We start from the raw sequence: 17,042 nt of genomic DNA, 5'->3' as shown, positions 1-17,042 counted from the left end.
GCCCGCCGCACCGCGACCGCCCATGCCTCTCCCGAGGCCGTCAGCACACCCCGTTCAACGACCTCCGTCAGCCCCTCGTCCAAGCCACGACCTCACCGTTGCGCACACGAGTGCGGACGAAGAGTGACCGTAGTGCACACGACTACGGACAGCAGGAGGATCCGAAGTTCTCTGCAAACCAGTCCATAACCCAGGACGAACGTGCAGAGGAGTTCGGACATCGACAGGGACGCCATCTTTGATCTTGCTCGGGCAAAGGGTCGTTTGTGAGAATCACTCGGCGTCTGGGTCGACGTCGCTCGGGTGGGCGCCCGTAAGTTCCCATTCCATCATCCGCATCCGTTCGACCTGTCGCCGTGCGACGGCGACCATCCCGGCGTCGAACTCGTGGTCGGGGCCGATGTCTACAGCCTTGGGGACCATCGGGGCAGCCCTTGGCGCTAACGGCTGCCCCGATGGCCCTCAAGGCCGGAGTCCGTGTGCCGGGCAGCCAGGACGATCGGCTGACCGGCACACGGAATGCGTGTCAGCCGGAACACCGGACCGAGGACGGCCGCGCCGATGGCTTCGATGCCGGCCCAGACGGCGTAGCCGACGACGTCGATCTTCTTCAGGGTGACCCGCCGATGCCGTCGCTGTCCCACGTGGGCCACAATGGATCATATGGCGATCATTCAGCTCGGTGAGGTTGCGACCTGGTACGACGAGCAGGGCGACGGTGAACCCGTCGTCCTGCTCCACGGTGGCTTCGTCGACTCGCGGATGTTCGTCCCGGCCCTGCCCGTTCTCGATGGCCTGCGCGTCATCACGGTGGACCGGCGCGGTCACGGCCACACACCCGACGTCCATGGCCCGCTGTCGTATGACGTCATGGCCGACGACATGATCGCCTTCCTGGAGAAGGCGGTCGGCGGCCCGGCGCACCTGGTCGGCCACAGCGACGGCGCGAACGTGGCGATGATCGTCGCGATGCGCCGCCCCGACCTCGTGCGGCGTCTCGTCCTGATCAGCGGCAACTTCCGACACGGCGGCCTGGTGCCCGGCGTTCTGGACGGATTCGCCGAGGCCGTGCCGTACCTGGGTGCCCGCTACGGCGAAGTGTCACCCGACGGCCAGGAACACTTCCCCGTCGTCGTGGACAAGCTGCTGCGCATGGCGCGGTCCGAGCCGAACCTGACAGAGGACGACCTCGGCCGCATCGCGAGCCGCACCCTCGTCATGTCCGGGGACGACGACGCGGTAACGCTGGAGCACACGATCGCGCTCTACCGGGCGATCCCCGAGTCCGAGCTCGCCGTCGTACCCGGCACATCCCACCTCCTGGTGATGGAGAAGCCGGAGCCGGTCTATCGGGCCATCCTGGACTTCCTCACCACCAATCCCACCCAGACCAGGCAGCCCATCCGCCGCGCCCGCTGAGCCGCTGCCCAGGCGGCGAAGTGCCGCGAGACCTCATCGCTCGCACCTTGATGCGCGTCCATCAGAGTTGCCGCAACCGCCCCGGCAGCGAGACGGCCGGGCGATCGATGACCGCTCAGCCCGGCGAGAAGGCTCGATGCGTTCCCAATCAGAGGAGGCGTTCCCGCGATCTCTCCCGACAGTCTGCTCAAGGGCCGTTCAAAGACGGGTTCTAAGGGCCATATCGTCCGGTTCGTTCATCACTCTCCTCTCAGCTTCCACCTGGAGGGCCGAAGCGTTCGCCTCACCCTGCTCCCAGCCCAGTCGTAGTACTGCGAGAAGTTGACGAGTCCTGTGCCGGGGCGGCCCACTCGTCCCCGTCTTCGTCATCGTCGAGCTCGGGAGCGTCCGGGTCGCGCAGCGGACGCAGGCCCTGGCGCGGGGTGGAGGGGGTGAAGCTGTAGCGGCCCAGGACGTTGAGGTTCTTGAACTTCAGCGGGGAGAGGCGGGCGACATCCTCATCGCTGATCTCGTAGCCCTCGGCACGCAGCTGGGCGACCGCAGCGTCGATGTACTTCGTCGTCCAGAGCACGACGGCGTTCAGCACCAGTCCCAGCGATCCGAGTTGGTCCTCCATGCCGTCCCGGTATGCCTGGTGGATGGTGCCCCGCTTGCCGTGGCAGATGTCCCGGGCGAGCGTGTGGCGGGACTCCTGGACGGACAGCTGCTTGCCCATCTGCCGCCGGTAGGTGTCATCGACCGGGTCGACGACCTGGAGCAGGTGCAGGGTCTTGGCAATGCGCCCGTACTCGGCGAACGCCTGCCCCAGCGGCGTCGGTCGTCCATGGCTGCCGAACATCCGCAGCAGGTCATAGGCCCGCACCTGGTTGGTGACCAGCGAGCCGGCCACCTTCAGCATCTCCTCCCACTCTGCGGTCACCTTCTTCAGGTTCACCTTGTTCGTGCGGGCCAGGTCCGTCAGCGGCCCGTAGCCGCCGGTCTCGATCCGTCCATCTCCGCCCGCCACAACCTTTGGTCGTCCAGGTCCTTGAACCGCGGGGAGAAGTTGTAGCCCAGGATCTTGAACAGGCCGAACACCATGTCGCTGTACGAGGCGTTGTCGGTGGCGACCATCTCCGGCTTCACCCCGCCATCGAGGTTCAGCAGGGCGTCCAGGATGTGCAGGGAGTCGCGGGGCGTGCCAGGGACGACCATCTGCCCGATGCCGAAGACCTGGTCATTGACGGCGTTCAGCCAGGTGATGCCGCGCTTGAACCCGAAGTACTTCGGGTTCGGGGCGGTGCTGATGGAGCGGACCGGGACGACGAAGCGCAGTCCGTCGACGGAGGCGAGCAGTCCGTTGCCCCAGTGCGCCACGATCGGCACCTTCGCCTGGGCCTCGATCAGAGCGGCGTTGGCCGCGGCGATGGTGTCGGCGCGAAGGTAGTACTGGTCGACGTGGACCAGCCGGGAGCGGGTCAGCGCCTCGTGGCCGGGGTTGGTCACCGGGGTCATGCCGATGTTGCACGCCTCGCTCACCAGGAGCGCGACGACCGAGGTGGTGAGGTCCTTTATGCGGGTCTTGCCGTCGCCCAGGTGCACGAAGGCGTCCAGGAACCCGGTCCAGGAGTGCACTTCGAACAGCAGGTCCGGCAGGTCGATCTTCGGGAGCATCTTCTCCACCCGGCGCCGCAGCCAGGCCAGCGACTTGGGCACCCCGAGTGCCCCGAGCGCGTCCACGTTCAGCTTGGCCCGCCCGTTGGGCTGCACCTCGATGCTGACCTTCGCATCCGCGCCGGCCTCTTCGAGGCGTTCGGCCATCTGCTTCCACGCCGCGTCCAGTACCCGCACCAGCTCCGCCAGATGCTCCTCGACGGGCGCCTCCAGGCTCAGGCCCGCCAGTACGTCCTCGCGCACCGCCAGCCACGGCTTGCCGTCCAGCAGACGGGCGCGCGGGTTGGAGAAGCGGTGCGAGGGGGAAGCGAAGATGGCGCGGCTGACCAGCGCCCGGTACAGCTGCTCCAGCACGCACACCACATAGGCGTCGCGGTCCACCGCGCCCTGCGGCAGGTCCTTGTTCGCGTACACCGCCTTGCGCCAGTACGGCGGCACCACCTTGTCGTCAACCTCCCGCTTCAGCAGCGGCTTCTTCGTCACCTGGCGCCGGCTGAGCGCGGGCAGGCCCTTGACCGCGGCCAGGACCCGCTCCCCGGCTGGGGCCGCGCCGAGCATCTTGGTGTCGCCGAGCAGCGACAGGAACGGGCGCACCGTGTTGTAGCGGTTGGCCAACGCCTCGCGGATCGCGATCTCCGCCGAGTTGTCGTCCTCCGGGACCAGGCTCGCCACCGTGGCGGCCGCGCTCCACAGCTGGGCCCTCGGCGCGACCTCCTCCAGGGCCTTCCACATCGCGGCCGCATCCACCGCCTTGCCGCTCTCCTCGATGTGCTCCAGCTCCTCCATGAACACCTTCGAGATGCGGGCCGTGATGCGGGACGCCTTCTCCAGCTGCGGCAGCGTGGAGAGCCGATCCTTGTTCGTGAGCCGCTTCGCGGTACTGAGTAGCTTGGTCGACATCAGCACCGTGAACAGCTCCAGCGCGTCGTCGATGGCCTTGGCCTCCAGGTGCCGCATCACCGCGGTCAGCATCGCGGTGCGCTTCGGCTCGCTCGCCCGCTCCAGGCTTGTCGCCTTCGACCCCAGGCCGTAACGGGCCAGCGCGGCGAGCCGGTTCGGCGGTAGCTTGTCCAGCTTCACCCGCCCCAGCCGGTACACGGCGATCTCATCCACCCGCTCCAACGCCCGCTTCATCGCCGTCCCCGTGGTCTTCGTCGGCGGCCGGCGGGTGGTCTCCAGATACGAGTACCGCCTGCCCTCCGGCGTCTCCAGCAGCGCCACCAGGTCGGCGGGCAGCGACCGGTCCGCCCACCAGGCCGCCCTGGCGACTGTCGTGTGCAGGCGCTTGTCCGCGATCTCGCGGACCTCGGACACCTGCCGCGCCAGCACCGACACCCCGGGCAGCAGCACCCGGTGCTTACGCAGCCAGCCCACCGCATAGTCGAACAGCGCCTTCGGCCCCTCCGAATGCGCGGTCCACGCCCGCCCGTGCAAGAACGTCCGGAACTTCCGACCCCACTCCGGGTCGTCGTACTCGTGATACTCGTACGCGTCCCGGATCTCCCACGCGTGCTCGTACGCGGTCTTCGGACGCTCGGTGTACCGCTTCACGACCGAGACGTCCTCGATGCCGAGCTGCTCGGCCAGGTGCTCCACCACCGGCCACGGCACACCCAGAGGATCGTCGGGGAGGAACCTGCCGATGTAGCGCACCGTGCACATCTGCAGCGCGAAGCCCAGTTGGTGGTACCGCGTACGCCGCAGCGCGATCAGATCCCGGTCCACGTCATCCAGGAAGAAGAAGCGCTCCAACTCCGGGCGCGTCGGCTCCTCAACGAACTTCCCGTACGCCTCGGCCTGCTCGTCCGTCAGAAATTCCACCGGCATGCGGCGGAGCCAACCACCCGCCGCTACAGAACGTGGATCTTTGGCCGAAGGGCCCCGGGAAGCAGACCACCCGTGCTAGAAGTTCACCGCTCACGTCTCAAGATCGTTCTCAGCGCCAACCGCTGTACCGATGTTCCCCAAGCCCGGACCTGTTGGATGGCTGAGTTCGCGGCTCATGCCTGACGGTGTTCCGGATTCGACGTATGGATACCGTTTTCGAGCGTGCGGATGACAGCGGAGACGATGCCGTGCCTCGGCAGCCCACAGGCCTCGGCGTCCTGGTACCCGGTGTACACCAGCGACCAGAGCACACGTTGGATCCAGGCGGGAGTGACGTCCGGGTCGAAGGCGCCTTCGGCTTGCCCGCGCTTGATGAGAGTGAGCACCGGGTCATCGAGAGGCTCCGGTGTCTTTGCTGCGCCGCGGCCTTCCAGAACGCGTGGATCGCCGAAGAGGAATACCAGCCGGTCGCCGACCGCCACCATCGCCGTGACCAGCCTGCGCATCGCCTCGATGGGGGAGCCCTGGTCGATGGCCGCGCCGGCCACCGACTCATCGATCGCCGCGATGGAGTCCTCGATGGCTGCGCTGATGAGCCCGGTGCGGTCGGAGAAGTAGCGGTGCAGTGTCGTGCGGCCGACGCCGGCGGCGTCTGCGATATCCGCCAGCGTGGCGTGATAGTCACGGCCGAGCACAGAGGCGGCCGCGCTGAGGATGGCGCGGCGTGTACGACTGCGCGTTCGTGCTCCTGCGGCCTCGGGTCCAGGCTCATTCATACTGGTCACTGTACTACCGGACCCCGATAAGTTACATCGCTGATCATTAATGGAACATCAATGTTCCATTAGGTGATACGTTTGTCCCCCTGGTGACCTTTGCTCAGAGGAGGAACGGCGATGGCCCGCGGAGACCGGCGTCACCCTGAGAACGTGGCCGGAGACTGGTTCGTCGACGACCGCTGTATCGGCTGCGGAGGTTCGGTCTCGCTCGCGCCGACGCTGTTCGGGCTGGCAACTGACGGCGAGCATTTCGTCATGACCCGCCAGCCGGCCACCGAAGACGAGATCCTGCAGGCACAGCTCGCCGCCGAGGTGTGCCCGTCCCGGTCGATCGGCACCGAATCCGGCGTGACGTGGCGGCGACACCACCCCTTGGAGATCACACCCGGCACCTGGCGGACGGGCTCGAACTCGCCCAAAACCGCAGGCGGCAACGCCTTCCTCGTGCAGCGCACCGAGGGCAACCTCCTCGTCGACGCGCCGCGCTTCACCCCGTCGCTCTGCGCCTGGATGGAATCGCTCGGTGGAATCACGGCGATCTTGCTGACGCACCGCGACGACGTCGGCGACGCCGAGCGCTATGCCGATGCATTCGGCTCTGAAGTGGTCATCCATGCCGCCGACGCTGACGCCGCCCCATTCGCAGGCCGGATCCTGAGAAGTGCCGAGACCTGCGAGGTTGCCGCCGGCGTGCTGGCGATCCCCACCCCCGGGCACACCGAGGGACACGTTATGTACCTGAATGACGACGGCACCCTGTTCACCGGCGACTCGCTCGGCTGGGACCCCTATCGTCATGACCTCAGCGCAGAACCGTCCGTGTGCTGGTACTCCTGGCCCGCCCAGGTCGGCTCACTCCAGCGGCTCGACGGCTTCAATTTCGCACGGGTCGTTCCCACCCACGGCACGATGAGCCCGACGCTCGAACCGGGCGACATGCGCCGGCGGCTGCAGGCGCTGGTCGCCCGCCTGCAGCGCGACCTGGCGGACGAGTAGCACGCTCCACTCGCACGGGTTCGCGTCAGCGCCGCGAACCCGTGCGAGTGGAGCGTGAGGTGGGGGCGGTCGGACGGTTCCCGCGTTGCCAGGCGCTGCCAGAGTCGGCAGTTGGCAGGCACGCGGCACCGCTGAAGCCATCCCGGGGGCCACCACGCCGATCGGTACGGCCCCATCCGCGTGACGATCTTCAAGAAACCTTCGTTTTCTGAAGATCGCTCTGGGAGGCCGCCCGGATCCCGCAGAGCCTTCAAAAACCCCTTCAAAAACCTGGGTCATTCAATAACCTCGAATCGCCGTTTTCTGACACGATCCGGGGCCATGACCGCCCTCGAACCGGCCGAGCCGGACCACTCGTCCGCACCGAGATCAAGATCGGGTACGCGCGAGTCTCGACCAGCGGGCAGAAGCTGGAGCGGCAGCTCGACGCGCTCACCGCCGCCGGGTGCCGGAAGATCTTCGCGGACAAGAAGTCCGGCAAGAACGCACTCCGCCCCGAACTGAAGGCGTGCCACGCCTTCCTCGACCCCGGCGACACCCTCGTCGTCCCGAGTCTGGACCGCTACGGCCGCAGCCTCCAGGACCTCATCAACATGGTCGCCGAACTGCGCGAGCGTGGGATCGGCTTCACCTCGCTGCACGAGAACCTGGACACCACCACCCCCGGCGGCCGGCTCGTCTTCCACGTCTTCGCCGCGCTGGCCGAGTTCATCCGCGAGCTCATCGTCATCGGCACCAACGAGGGCCTGGCCGCCGCCCGCGAGCGCGGCCGGGTCGGCGGGCGCCCGAGCGTCGCCACTGAGGAAGTCATCCGCGCGGCCCGCGATCTGCTGCCTGACCCCGGCCGCTCGATCACCTCGATCGCCAAGCTGCTGGGCGTCTCCCCAGGCACCCTCTACAACCACATCCCGGACCTGCGCGAGCTGCGCGCTGGCGCCGTGCCCCGTCAGCTCGAAGCGCCGACGAGGTAAGCCAATTTCAACATGATCAACCTCAGCGGCACTTTCTGTACCGCAACTACTCACACCCGGTCTTGCCGCGCAAGCACGGTGGCGACGGCTTCGGCGGTGACGTCGGCGTGGATGGTCAGGTGCGGATGTACTCGTGCCCGGACGGGGCCATGAGCATGGGAGCTGATCCATGTTGGTCTCCAACGGGCGCGCGCTCGGCAGCGTGGCCTCGGCCGGGCACGGGACGATGTCGTGGTGGTTCGACCTGCGCGCCAAGCCGGGCAGCCCGTTCCGGGGCGACGCTCCCGACGTGATGGACCGGCTGCGCGAACGTTTCGGCCACTGGTCGGAACCGCTCCCCACCGTGCTCGTCCACGCCCAGACCGCCCAGTTCTCCCCGCACTACGGCCACTGCGTCCCGGCGACCTGGGGCCGCGACCCCACCACCCTCATGGGGGACGCCGCCCACACGATGTCTCCGGCGATGGCGATGGGCAGGGTCCAGGCGCTGGAGGACGCCCGGGCGCTGAGCCGGTCCGTCGGCGACCTGCGCGGCTACGAACGCACCCGCGCCAAGATCGTACGCAGGGTCGCCAGGTTCGCGGGTCGGAAGATCCCAGCCGCCGGGGACCGCTGATGGGCCTCATGCCCGACTCGTTCTCCACCAGGTCCTCCATCTCCTGGCTCCGCTCGGCCAGCGGCTACCTCCAGCGAGCCCCCCGACCGCCCAGCGGCTCGAAAGCCGGTGTAGGCCCGCCACCGCCGGTCAGTGGCCGATGTTGCGGTCGCCTGCCTCGACCAGGCCGCTCTCGTAGGCGAAGATGACGATCTGGGTGCGGTCACGTAGGCCTAGCTTGGTGAGGATGCCGGAGACGTGCGTCTTGACGGTCGCGGGTCCGATGAAGAGCTCTTTGGCGATCTCGGAGTTGCTCGACCCGCGGGCCACGGCGGCCATCACTTCGCGCTCGCGGTCGGTCAGGCGTTCCAGACGTTCGGCCACGGCGGTGTTGACGCTCAGCCGCCGGGCGAACCGGCCGATCAGCCGGCGGGTGATCGAGGGGGCCAGCAGAGCGCCGCCGTCGGCGACGGTGCGCACGGCGGTGGCGAGCTGGTCGGGTGGGATGTCCTTGAGGACGAAGCCGCTGGCACCGGCGTGCATCGCCCGGTAGACGTACTCGTCCGGGTCGAACGTGGTCAGGATGAGCACCCTGACGTTCCAATCGGATTCGGCCAGGATCCGCTCGGTGGCCTCCAGACCGTCCATGTCCGGCATCCGGATGTCCATGAGGATCACGTCGGGCCGGTGCCGGCGCGCCGCCTCGATCGCCTCGGTGCCGGTCCCGGCCTCGGCGACGACCTCGATGTCGTCGTGGATCTGCAAGATCATGGCGAAGCCGCCGCGGACGAGAGCCTGGTCGTCGACGATGGCGACACGGATGCTCACGCGGGCTCGCCTCCGGTGGGCAGGTGGGCGGTGACGTCGAACCCGCCGTCCGGGCGCGGCCCGGCGTCGAGTGTGCCGCCCAACAGTAGCGCCCGCTCCCGCATCCCCACGATGCCGTGGCCGCGCGTTCCGTCCCGGGCGTCTCCCGGCAGGGCGGCGGTGCCGCCGCCGTCGTCGCGCACCTCGATGACGATCTCGCCACCGGCGGCCCCGAGCCGGACGTCGGCGTGGGCGCCGGGACCGGCGTGCTTGAGCACGTTGGTGAGCGCCTCCTGAACGATGCGGTAGGCGAACAGGTCCACGCGAGCGGGCAGTCCGGTCGGGAGCGTGGCGAGCGACAGGGTCACCGCGACGCCCGTTGCGCGGATCTGGTCGGCGAGGCGGGAAACGTCGGCCAGGCCGGGCTGGGGCTCGGGGCCGCCCGCATCGTTCTCAGGACGCAGGACGCCGAGCAGGTGGCGCAGCTCGGCCAGCGCCTGCCGTCCCTCCTCTTCGACCGCCCCCATCGCCCGCAGTGCCTGCTCCGGAATCGGGCCGTCGTCGGCGTGCGCGGCCATCGCCTTGGCCGCGCCCGCCTGAACGGTCATGACGCTCACCCGATGGGCCACCACGTCGTGCAGCTCGCGGGCGATGCGCGTCCGCTCCTCGGCCACGATGCGGACGGCCTGTTCGGCGACGAGCCAGGCGGCGTGGCGATCGCGCAGCCGGAGACCGCGCCCCACGTACCACAGGCCGACCATGACGATGACCCCGAAGACGGCCTCACTCCACGGCGTGGATTCCGTACGCAGGTCAACGGTGACCAGGGCGACGGCCGCCACGACGCCCGCGGGCCCCCGCCATGAGTCCGGCGAGTACCGCCCGGCGCTGTACAGGGCGATGAGCACCGGAACGCCGACGAGGTTGCGCGTGGTCGGCAGCAACAGGGCCCAGGCGATCAAGGTGACGCTCAGCACGGCCAGCGGGGCCCGGCGCCGCCAGTACAACGCCGTACCGGCCGCGGCGAAGACCGGCAGGGCGGCGAGATTGAGGTCGCGAAGGGGACGGAAGGCCAGCTCGTCTCCGGGCATGTCGTGCACGAGCACCAGCACGAGGAGGACCAGCCCGGCGAGGACGGCGTCCATGGCGCGCGGCCAGCGGGCGAAGGGCCCCCAGGGCCTTCCGGGGCGGCCTGCCGCGGCCTCGGCGGGCGGGCGGGAAGGCGGCGTTGTGCGGTTCACCAGCGCTCCACGGTGCGAGATGCGGTGCCCTCCGCGGCTTGTCGGCGGGCGCGGGGCCACCGTATGCGGGAACCGCACACCGGTCATCCGCCGCGAGGCGGAGCGGGCCTCCGCTGCGCGACGAGGATCGGTTCCGCCGGTGGAGGGGCGACTGCGGCGGCCCCGGCGAGCACGGTGGGTGCGACAGCTCACCCCGGCGCACTCGCCGCCGCATCCGCCCCCGAAGGAGCACCGTCATGCATCGCGTCATCCGTCGCATCGGCGACGCCAGCGCCCGCCGACCATGGCTAACGATCGGGCTCTGGACCCTCCTGGCCGTCCTGGTCATCGGGCTGGCGGGCACCGCAGGCGGCAGGTTCGCCGACGACCTCGTCGCTCCGGGCAGCCAGAGCGAACGGGCGATGGAGCTTCTGGAGGAGCGCTTCCCGCAGGCGGCCGGTGGCAGCGCCAAGGCGGTCTTCGCCGCTCCGGAGGGTGACCGGCTCGACCGCTACCGACCCGCCATCCAGGCGGCCCTCGCCCGGATCGCCGATGCCGAGGACGTGGCCGCCGTCGCCGACCCGTTCGCCACCGGCACGGTGTCGCGCGATGGGCGCATCGGCTACGCCGAGGTCACCTTCGACCGGCCCTCGGCCGGGCTCGGCCCCGAGCCGGTGAAGGCGATCACCGGCGCGCTGGAGCCGGTACGGGCCGCCGGCGCCGTCGCGGAGGTCGGCGGCGACGCCGCGTTCGTCAACGCCGAGACCGAGACCTCGGGCACCGAGGTGGCCGGTCTGCTGGCCGCTCTGGTCGTGTTGCTCATCGTCTTCGGAACGGTCGTCGCCGCCCTGGTGCCGATCGCGATCGCGATGGTCACGGTGGCCACCGGGCTGTCCGGCATCGCGCTGCTGGCCCATGCCATGGACGTCACGAGCGCCGCAACGAGCGTCGGAATGCTGATCGGTCTGGGCGTCGGCATCGACTACGCCCTGTTCATCGTGACCCGCTACCGCCAGAACCGGACGGCCGGTCAGGACAATCGCACCGCACTGTCGAACGCCATGGCGTCGGCAGGCTCGGCGGTCCTGTTCGCCGGAGGCGCCGTCGTCGTCGCGATGTCGGCGCTGCTGCTGACCGGCTTGGGCCTGCTGGCCTCGATCGGGCTCGGCGCCGCGCTGGTCGTCCTCTTCGCCGTGGCCACCGCCCTCACCCTGCTGCCCGCACTGCTGTCCCTGCTGGGCGACCGCATCGACGCCGGACGCGTCGTCCGCCGCCGCCGCTCCCCCGCCAAGCGCACCGAAGACGGGGCATGGTGGCGTCTGGCGCATCATGTCTCGGGCCGCCCCTGGCCGTATCTGCTCGGCGCATCGGCGCTGCTGCTCACGCTCGCCGCCCCGGCGTTGTGGATGCAGACCGGCTACCCCGACGCCGGCGACGACAGTACGAGAACGACCCACCGCCGCGCGTACGACCTGCTGGCAGAGGGCTTCGGCCCCGGCCACAACGCCCCGCTGCTGCTCGTCGCCGACCTGCGCCGCCCGGGCGTGACCGCCCAGACCATCCCCGACCTCACCGAACGTCTCACCGCCGACCCTGGCATCGCCGCGGTGGGCTCGCCGCGGACCTCTCCCCAGGGAGACGCGGTCGTCGTGCCCGCGATCCCCACCGGCGCCCCCGCGGACGCCGAGACCTCCCGGACGCTGGAACGCGTTCGCGACCTGGCCCCCGCCAACGTCGCCGTCTCCGGCATGACGGCCATGACCGACGACCTCACCCGGCAGCTCGACAAGACCCTCCCGATCTTCATCGCCGCGGTCCTGGCCACGTCGTTCCTGCTGCTGATGGTGCTGTTCCGCGCCGTCGTCGTGCCCCTGAAGGCCGCCGTCATGAACCTGCTGTCGATCGGCGCCGCCTACGGCGTCGTGGTCGCGGTGTTCCAGTGGGGGTGGTGCGCGGACCTGTTCGGCCTGGACGGAACGTATGCGACCGCCTCACCGCTGCCCACGATCTTCTTCGCGGTCCTGTTCGGCCTGTCCATGGACTATGAGGTGTTCCTGCTCTCCCGCATCCGCGAGAGCTACGACGCCACCGGCGACAGCACCGAGTCGGTCGCGCGCGGCCTGGCGGGCACCGGCCGGGTGATCACCTCCGCCGCTCTGATCATGACGGTGGTCTTCCTCGGCTTCGTCGCCCACCCGTCACCGCTAGTGAAGATGCTCGGCCTGGGCCTGTCCACTGCGATCATGCTCGACGCCACGCTCGTCCGGATGCTCCTCGTGCCCGCGACCATGGCCCTGCTGGGCAAAGCCAACTGGTGGCTTCCCCGCTGGCTCGACCGCCGGCTCCCCCACCTGACCGACCCGGCCACCGAGCCCCTCCCCGGCACCCCCGCGTCGACCCCGGCGCCCGCCGCCCGCCGCCGCTGAGAAGAACGCCCAGGTGACCAGCGCGCCCAGCGCGAGAGCGGCCCCGAGAACGGCGGGACCGAGCCAGCCGGTGGCGTCGAACAGCGCCGTCGTCGCGGCCGCTCCCAGCGCGGAACCGAGCGAGTAGAAGACCATGTTGGCCCCGATCGCGGCGCTGGTGCGGTCGGGGTAGGCGGTCGCGAGGGCGCGCTGGTTCGGGTGCCGTTGACCAATCGGCTGCGGGCCTCATTCATCGAGCCGCCGCGGATCCTGTGGAGCGGATCCGGTGACCGAGCCCCAGCTCGACACTGTCCGGCGGACCGCCGTTGTCGGCGAGGCCCGGCGACCGCCCGGATCCCGGTGTTGGTGCCGTACCCGAAGATCGCCAGCATCAGCCGCTCGGCCAACACCTCCGGCGCCAGGCTGGAGGTGCCCGCCACCGAGGTGACGGCGTTCAGGCAGCCGGTGCGCAGCACCGCCTCCTTGAGCATGTCGATCAGCGGCACCGAACCCCAGCGGCGTCCTACCTCGTTCTTGATCTTGCGTAGGTTCCGCGGCTCCTCCGCCGGGCCGATCTTCGTCAGCTGGATCGCACCGGAACCGCTGGGGCCTGGGAGGACCTGGTGTTCAAGCGCGACAAGCGCGGCCGCCGGCGGGTGGTGCGGATGGTGTACGAGATCGTCACCTTCCAGGCGCTGCGCGAGGCGCTGCGCTGCAAGGAGATCTGGGTGGTCGGCGCGGACTCCTTCCGCGACCCGGAGGAGGATCTACCCGCCGATTTCGCCGCCCGCCGTGCGACCAACTACGCCGAGCTGCGCAAGCCGCTGGACCCGGCGGTGTTCAGCGCCGAGTTGAAAGCCGAGATGCGCGCCGAGCTGGAGGCGCTGGACACCGCGTTGCCCACGCTGGACTGGGTGGAGATCAAGGACCGCAAGTTCCCGTCTCCTCGGGGCCGCTCCTGTCGTTTCGGCGTTCAGGCCGCTGATCGCCGTCGACGGCGGGCGCCACGCCCTGACAAACGCCTGACCATCGGGTCCACCGGCGGCGCCGGCACCTGACGTACCCGGGGGGAGACCAAGTAAGCGCGAAAGGGGGTTGCTCGGGTCTTCTGACGCCGGTCGTCTTTGATGACGGGCTGTCTGGGATCAAGAAAGGGCCGGCATCGCCGGGCCCTCATGTGGTGCAGCGAACGTCAGAGGTACTAGAGGTACTCGACCTTGCCGCCGCCGCTGGTGGTTCCCCTGACGACCTCCGGGTCGTATGTCCCCTGAAGGCGATGTTGCCGCCGCCGGAGGTACCTGTGGTTTCGTCCGCGTCTAGCGGCAACGTTTGTCGATGAGTTTAGGCACACCCCGGGGCTTGCGGTGTGCTGGCGGACAGCCGGCGCTAAAGAACAATTTCCGGGCGCGCGATTGTCCCGAGTTCTCGCTTGACCGTTGCGCGTCAGCCTGCAAGGGTGGCGCGTGCTTGCGATATGGATTGGGCTCATAACCCTGGGTGGCGCATCGCTGCAGCGGCTCACGGGTATGGGTTTTGCGCTGGTCGCCGCCCCGGGCCTGGTGCTGCTGCTTGGGCCCTGGCAGGGCGTGCTGCTGACGAACGCCGCAGCGTGCGCGATCAGTTCGATCGGACTCGCGAGCACCTGGCGACGGGTCACGTGGTCGTCGATGCTGCCGCTAGTCGGGGCTGCGGCGCTGACGATCCCTGCTGGAGCGTGGGTCGCGGACAAGCTCAGTGCGCAGTCGTTGTTGGTTGGTGTCGGCACCGTGGTCGTGGTCTCGGTTCTGCTGGTACTCGCAGGCGTTCGCGTACACGCGTTGTCGGGACGCACCGGCGCCATCACGGCGGGCGCGGCAAGCGGATTCATGAACGCTACGACGGGTGCTGGCGGGCCGCCGATTTCGCTGTACGCCACGAACGCCGGCTGGTCGGCGGCGAAGTTCGTTCCGAACATGCAGGTCTACAGCGTGATGGCAAACAGTCTTTCCCTGATGGTGCGCGGTGCACCGAGGCTTACGTGGTTCGCATGGTCGCTAGCCGGTATCGGAGTCGTCGGCGGTGCGCTGATCGGGACCGCCTTGGCGAAGCAGATCACGGATGTTCGCCTCAAGGGCCTTGTGATGGGACTCGCGCTGATGGGTGGCACGGTCCTTCTTCTCAAGGGCCTGACGACGGGCTGACCTGGCATCGCCCTCGCGCCAACGGCGCAAGGCGCCCCGTTCGCCGGACGCCTGGGCTCGCCCGGCTGCTGGAGGCCTGACCCTCTTATCCGGCTTTGGAGACCAGCGGTACAGCCGTTGGCGCTAAGCGCTTGATCATGGACTTGGTGTAGGAACATTCGTGTCAGATCGTGCGCTAAGCCTTCGTCGACCGTCTCGCGGGGAGCCTGTTGGCCAGGGTCTACCGCTACGAGCACACGCCCCCGGAGCCACTGACCGTCGGTCGTCTCCTTCTCCTCCTCGCGGGGGCTGGACGACTCGACTCAGATCGAGGTGGTCGTGCCCACAGGCCCGAGCGCCGAGGGCGGGATCGGTGACGAGCCGCCGCTGATCCTCACCGGCGGTTCCGGGGACTGGACGGTCTTGGGAGAGACGGGCCGACCGGTCCTCCCCCTCAACGCGGACTACCCGGCCGGGCACTACATGCGCCTGGACGATCGACGCCACGTCCCCGACCACAGCCGGTAGCACGCAGGGCAGGCTCTACCGCATCTCGGCGTTCGGGTGGGGCTGGGATTGGAGCCGATCGCGCAGGTCGATCTCCTCGGCGGTGAGCGGGTCTTCGGGCCAGCGGCTCCGTACGGGCTTGGGCCGCAGCGGCAATCCGTCGTCCACCGCGGCGTCATCGGCTTCGGCCAGGGCCCGGTAGAGCGAGGCGACCGAGGGGTGCTTGCCCGCGCTCTTCCCGACCTTGATGGTGAGCTTCTTCGCGATGTCGGGGGACGGGGACGCCCTTGTCCTTCAGGGCGACCGCGAAGTTGAGCATGTCGTCGTCGACGACCTTCGGCCGTCCGCCGTGGTTGCCCTTGGACGCGGCGATGACCTGGCCTTTGAGGGTCTTCTCCCGGATGTAGTTGCGCTCGATCTGCCCGGCGACCGCGAGAACATCGCGCCCATGCCGTTGGGGTCGGAGATCCCGGTGAGCGGCCCGGTGAGGAGCTCGAGCTGGATGCCGCCGGCCTGGAGCTCGGCGGACAGCGTCATCAGCTCGGCGGCGTTCCTGGCCAGACGCTCGAGCTCGTGCACCGTGAGGATGACGGACGTCTCGGGCGCGGCCCGGGGGAACCGGTCGGCGGGGACAAGGATCTCCAGTTCCCCGCGGAGCGCGGGGACGAGGACGAAGCGGGGAGTGGTACTTCGCGGCGGTCCTCCCGCCCCGGGTGCGGCAGGCGCTGCCTGCGGGCGCGTCACAGTTCGGGCAGTCGTGACGTTCTACCGCAAGTGCGGCCTGATTGGGCGTGAGATCCATACGGGAGATCTCTCAGAAGTGCCTCACACAACGCGCAGGTTCTGAGGGGACTTTCGCGAACGGCGACCTGCGGAAACGTGATCACCCGGGGGCCGTTCTCAGAACTCTCACAGATGGTCATTTCTGCGAACCGCACGAGCTACATCCGGGTACGCGCGTACGTGTGCAGCGCGTCGCGGACGAACGTCGCCCCCGCCTCGTCGTCGTACATGGCGGCGAAGCGGGGGTCGTCGACGAACATGTCCCCAATGCCGTTCACCATCTCGATCGAGCGCTCCCGGTCGCCCTCGGCGGTGGGGGTGCCCGGGATCTGACTCAGCCACTGGACGTGCCGGGCAGCCAGTGACTGAGCGTGTTCCGATGTCGGCGAATCCCCGGCCTTCACCGCGGCGATCCATGCGGCAACGAGGTCTTCGGTGTCCTGCTTCCAGGCCCGCTGCTGGTCGAGACTCTTGCCATGCCACCAGTCGTTGCTCACTTGGAACGCGCGCTCGCCCCAACGTGAGATCACCTCGTCCTTGTAGCGGTCGTTGAACCCCGCCAACATGACATCCATCCGCGGTTCCACCCCCGCCTGCATGGCCTCCAGCGTGTGACGCACAGAGTGGATCCGCCGTTCGATGCGGTCCCGTTCCTCTTCCAACGCGGCGATGTGGGCGCGGAGCCCGTCGAGCGCGTCCACCTCCTCGGCCAGGACTTCGGCGATGGCCGGCAAACCCATGCCGAGCCGACGCATGAGCAGGATCCGCTGAAGCCGGGCGACCGCGGCGGGGTTGTAGTAGCGGTACCCGTTCGCGCCGACCCGGGACGGGACCAAGAGCCCGAAACGGTCGTAGTGACGCAGGGTCCGGCTGGTGATGCCGGCCCTCGCCGCGAGCTCCTGGATCGTCCACTCCATCGCT

The 17,042-nt window shown here is 69.1% G+C and carries 16 protein-coding genes and 1 pseudogene; 8 read left to right on the top strand and 9 right to left on the bottom strand.

Annotated elements, in window-relative coordinates:
- Positions 1–273: 273 nt before the first annotated feature.
- Together QP090_RS31965 and QP090_RS31960 are read right to left on the bottom strand one after the other, a co-directional pair.
- Complete coding sequence (locus tag QP090_RS31965) at positions 274–423, bottom strand: hypothetical protein (RefSeq protein ID WP_177328314.1); 150 nt, start codon at positions 421–423, stop codon at positions 274–276.
- Between the two features lie 17 nt (positions 424–440).
- Complete coding sequence (locus tag QP090_RS31960) at positions 441–644, bottom strand: DMT family transporter (RefSeq protein ID WP_285943375.1); 204 nt, start codon at positions 642–644, stop codon at positions 441–443.
- Positions 645–663: 19 nt separating this feature from the next.
- Here QP090_RS31960 and QP090_RS31955 point away from each other — a divergent pair, with 19 nt between their 5' ends.
- Positions 664–1,419: an alpha/beta fold hydrolase gene (locus tag QP090_RS31955; RefSeq protein ID WP_107408357.1), complete on the top strand. Its 756-nt coding sequence runs from the start codon at positions 664–666 to the stop codon at positions 1,417–1,419.
- 370 nt (positions 1,420–1,789) lie between these two features.
- Here the strand turns inward: QP090_RS31955 and QP090_RS31950 are convergent.
- Together QP090_RS31950 and QP090_RS31945 are read right to left on the bottom strand one after the other, a co-directional pair.
- Positions 1,790–4,899 (bottom strand): annotated as a pseudogene (locus QP090_RS31950) (Tn3 family transposase); the annotation flags it as partial.
- A gap of 173 nt (positions 4,900–5,072) precedes the next feature.
- Positions 5,073–5,675, bottom strand: a complete 603-nt coding sequence (locus tag QP090_RS31945; protein WP_285943374.1) for a TetR/AcrR family transcriptional regulator — start codon at positions 5,673–5,675, stop codon at positions 5,073–5,075.
- Positions 5,676–5,828: 153 nt separating this feature from the next.
- Between QP090_RS31945 and QP090_RS31940 the strand changes: the two genes are divergently transcribed.
- The 3 genes from QP090_RS31940 to QP090_RS31930 all read left to right on the top strand — a co-directional run bounded on the left by QP090_RS31940 (position 5,829) and on the right by QP090_RS31930 (position 8,261).
- A complete protein-coding gene (locus QP090_RS31940; protein ID WP_160330259.1) occupies positions 5,829–6,674 on the top strand; it encodes a 4Fe-4S domain-containing protein in 846 nt (281 codons plus the stop codon).
- Positions 6,675–6,910: 236 nt separating this feature from the next.
- Complete coding sequence (locus QP090_RS31935; protein WP_432763102.1) at positions 6,911–7,645, top strand: recombinase family protein; 735 nt, start codon at positions 6,911–6,913, stop codon at positions 7,643–7,645.
- 169 nt (positions 7,646–7,814) lie between these two features.
- Entirely contained in the window at positions 7,815–8,261 is a 447-nt protein-coding gene (locus QP090_RS31930) for an FAD-dependent oxidoreductase (RefSeq protein ID WP_285943372.1), read from the top strand.
- A gap of 129 nt (positions 8,262–8,390) precedes the next feature.
- Here the strand turns inward: QP090_RS31930 and QP090_RS31925 are convergent, their stop codons facing one another.
- A complete protein-coding gene (locus tag QP090_RS31925) occupies positions 8,391–9,068 on the bottom strand; it encodes a response regulator transcription factor (RefSeq protein WP_285943371.1) in 678 nt (225 codons plus the stop codon).
- Positions 9,065–10,288 (bottom strand): sensor histidine kinase, encoded by a 1,224-nt coding sequence (locus QP090_RS31920; RefSeq protein ID WP_285943370.1) that lies wholly within the window; start codon positions 10,286–10,288, stop codon positions 9,065–9,067. The genes QP090_RS31925 and QP090_RS31920 overlap by 4 nt, the downstream gene beginning before the upstream one ends.
- 236 nt (positions 10,289–10,524) lie before the next feature.
- Between QP090_RS31920 and QP090_RS31915 the strand changes: the two genes are divergently transcribed.
- From QP090_RS31915 to QP090_RS31900, 4 genes are all read left to right on the top strand, one after another.
- Positions 10,525–12,693, top strand: coding sequence for an MMPL family transporter (locus QP090_RS31915; RefSeq protein ID WP_285943369.1), 2,169 nt, complete (start codon positions 10,525–10,527; stop codon positions 12,691–12,693).
- 602 nt (positions 12,694–13,295) lie between these two features.
- Positions 13,296–13,730 (top strand): hypothetical protein, encoded by a 435-nt coding sequence (locus QP090_RS31910; protein ID WP_285943368.1) that lies wholly within the window; start codon positions 13,296–13,298, stop codon positions 13,728–13,730.
- Positions 13,731–14,108: 378 nt separating this feature from the next.
- The gene (locus QP090_RS31905) at positions 14,109–14,852 is read left to right on the top strand and encodes a TSUP family transporter (RefSeq protein WP_285943367.1); all 744 of its coding nucleotides are present in this window, start codon (positions 14,109–14,111) and stop codon (positions 14,850–14,852) included.
- A 318-nt stretch (positions 14,853–15,170) separates the two neighbouring features.
- Positions 15,171–15,359, top strand: coding sequence for a hypothetical protein (locus QP090_RS31900; protein WP_285943366.1), 189 nt, complete (start codon positions 15,171–15,173; stop codon positions 15,357–15,359).
- A gap of 15 nt (positions 15,360–15,374) precedes the next feature.
- Here QP090_RS31900 and QP090_RS31895 read toward each other — a convergent pair whose 3' ends face one another.
- The 3 genes from QP090_RS31895 to QP090_RS31885 form a co-directional block, all read right to left on the bottom strand.
- Positions 15,375–15,506 (bottom strand): hypothetical protein, encoded by a 132-nt coding sequence (locus tag QP090_RS31895; RefSeq protein WP_285943365.1) that lies wholly within the window; start codon positions 15,504–15,506, stop codon positions 15,375–15,377.
- Positions 15,507–15,513: 7 nt separating this feature from the next.
- Positions 15,514–16,140, bottom strand: coding sequence for a zinc finger domain-containing protein (locus tag QP090_RS37775; RefSeq protein WP_432763094.1), 627 nt, complete (start codon positions 16,138–16,140; stop codon positions 15,514–15,516).
- Positions 16,141–16,279: 139 nt separating this feature from the next.
- The gene (locus QP090_RS31885; protein ID WP_285943363.1) at positions 16,280–17,038 is read right to left on the bottom strand and encodes a MerR family transcriptional regulator; all 759 of its coding nucleotides are present in this window, start codon (positions 17,036–17,038) and stop codon (positions 16,280–16,282) included.
- Between the last annotated feature and the right edge of the window lie 4 nt (positions 17,039–17,042).

The organism is Actinomadura xylanilytica (assembly GCF_030283145.1).
GTDB classification, from domain to species: Bacteria; Actinomycetota; Actinomycetes; order Streptosporangiales; family Streptosporangiaceae; genus Spirillospora; species Spirillospora xylanilytica.
This window is presented reverse-complemented; position numbering and strand designations above follow the sequence as displayed.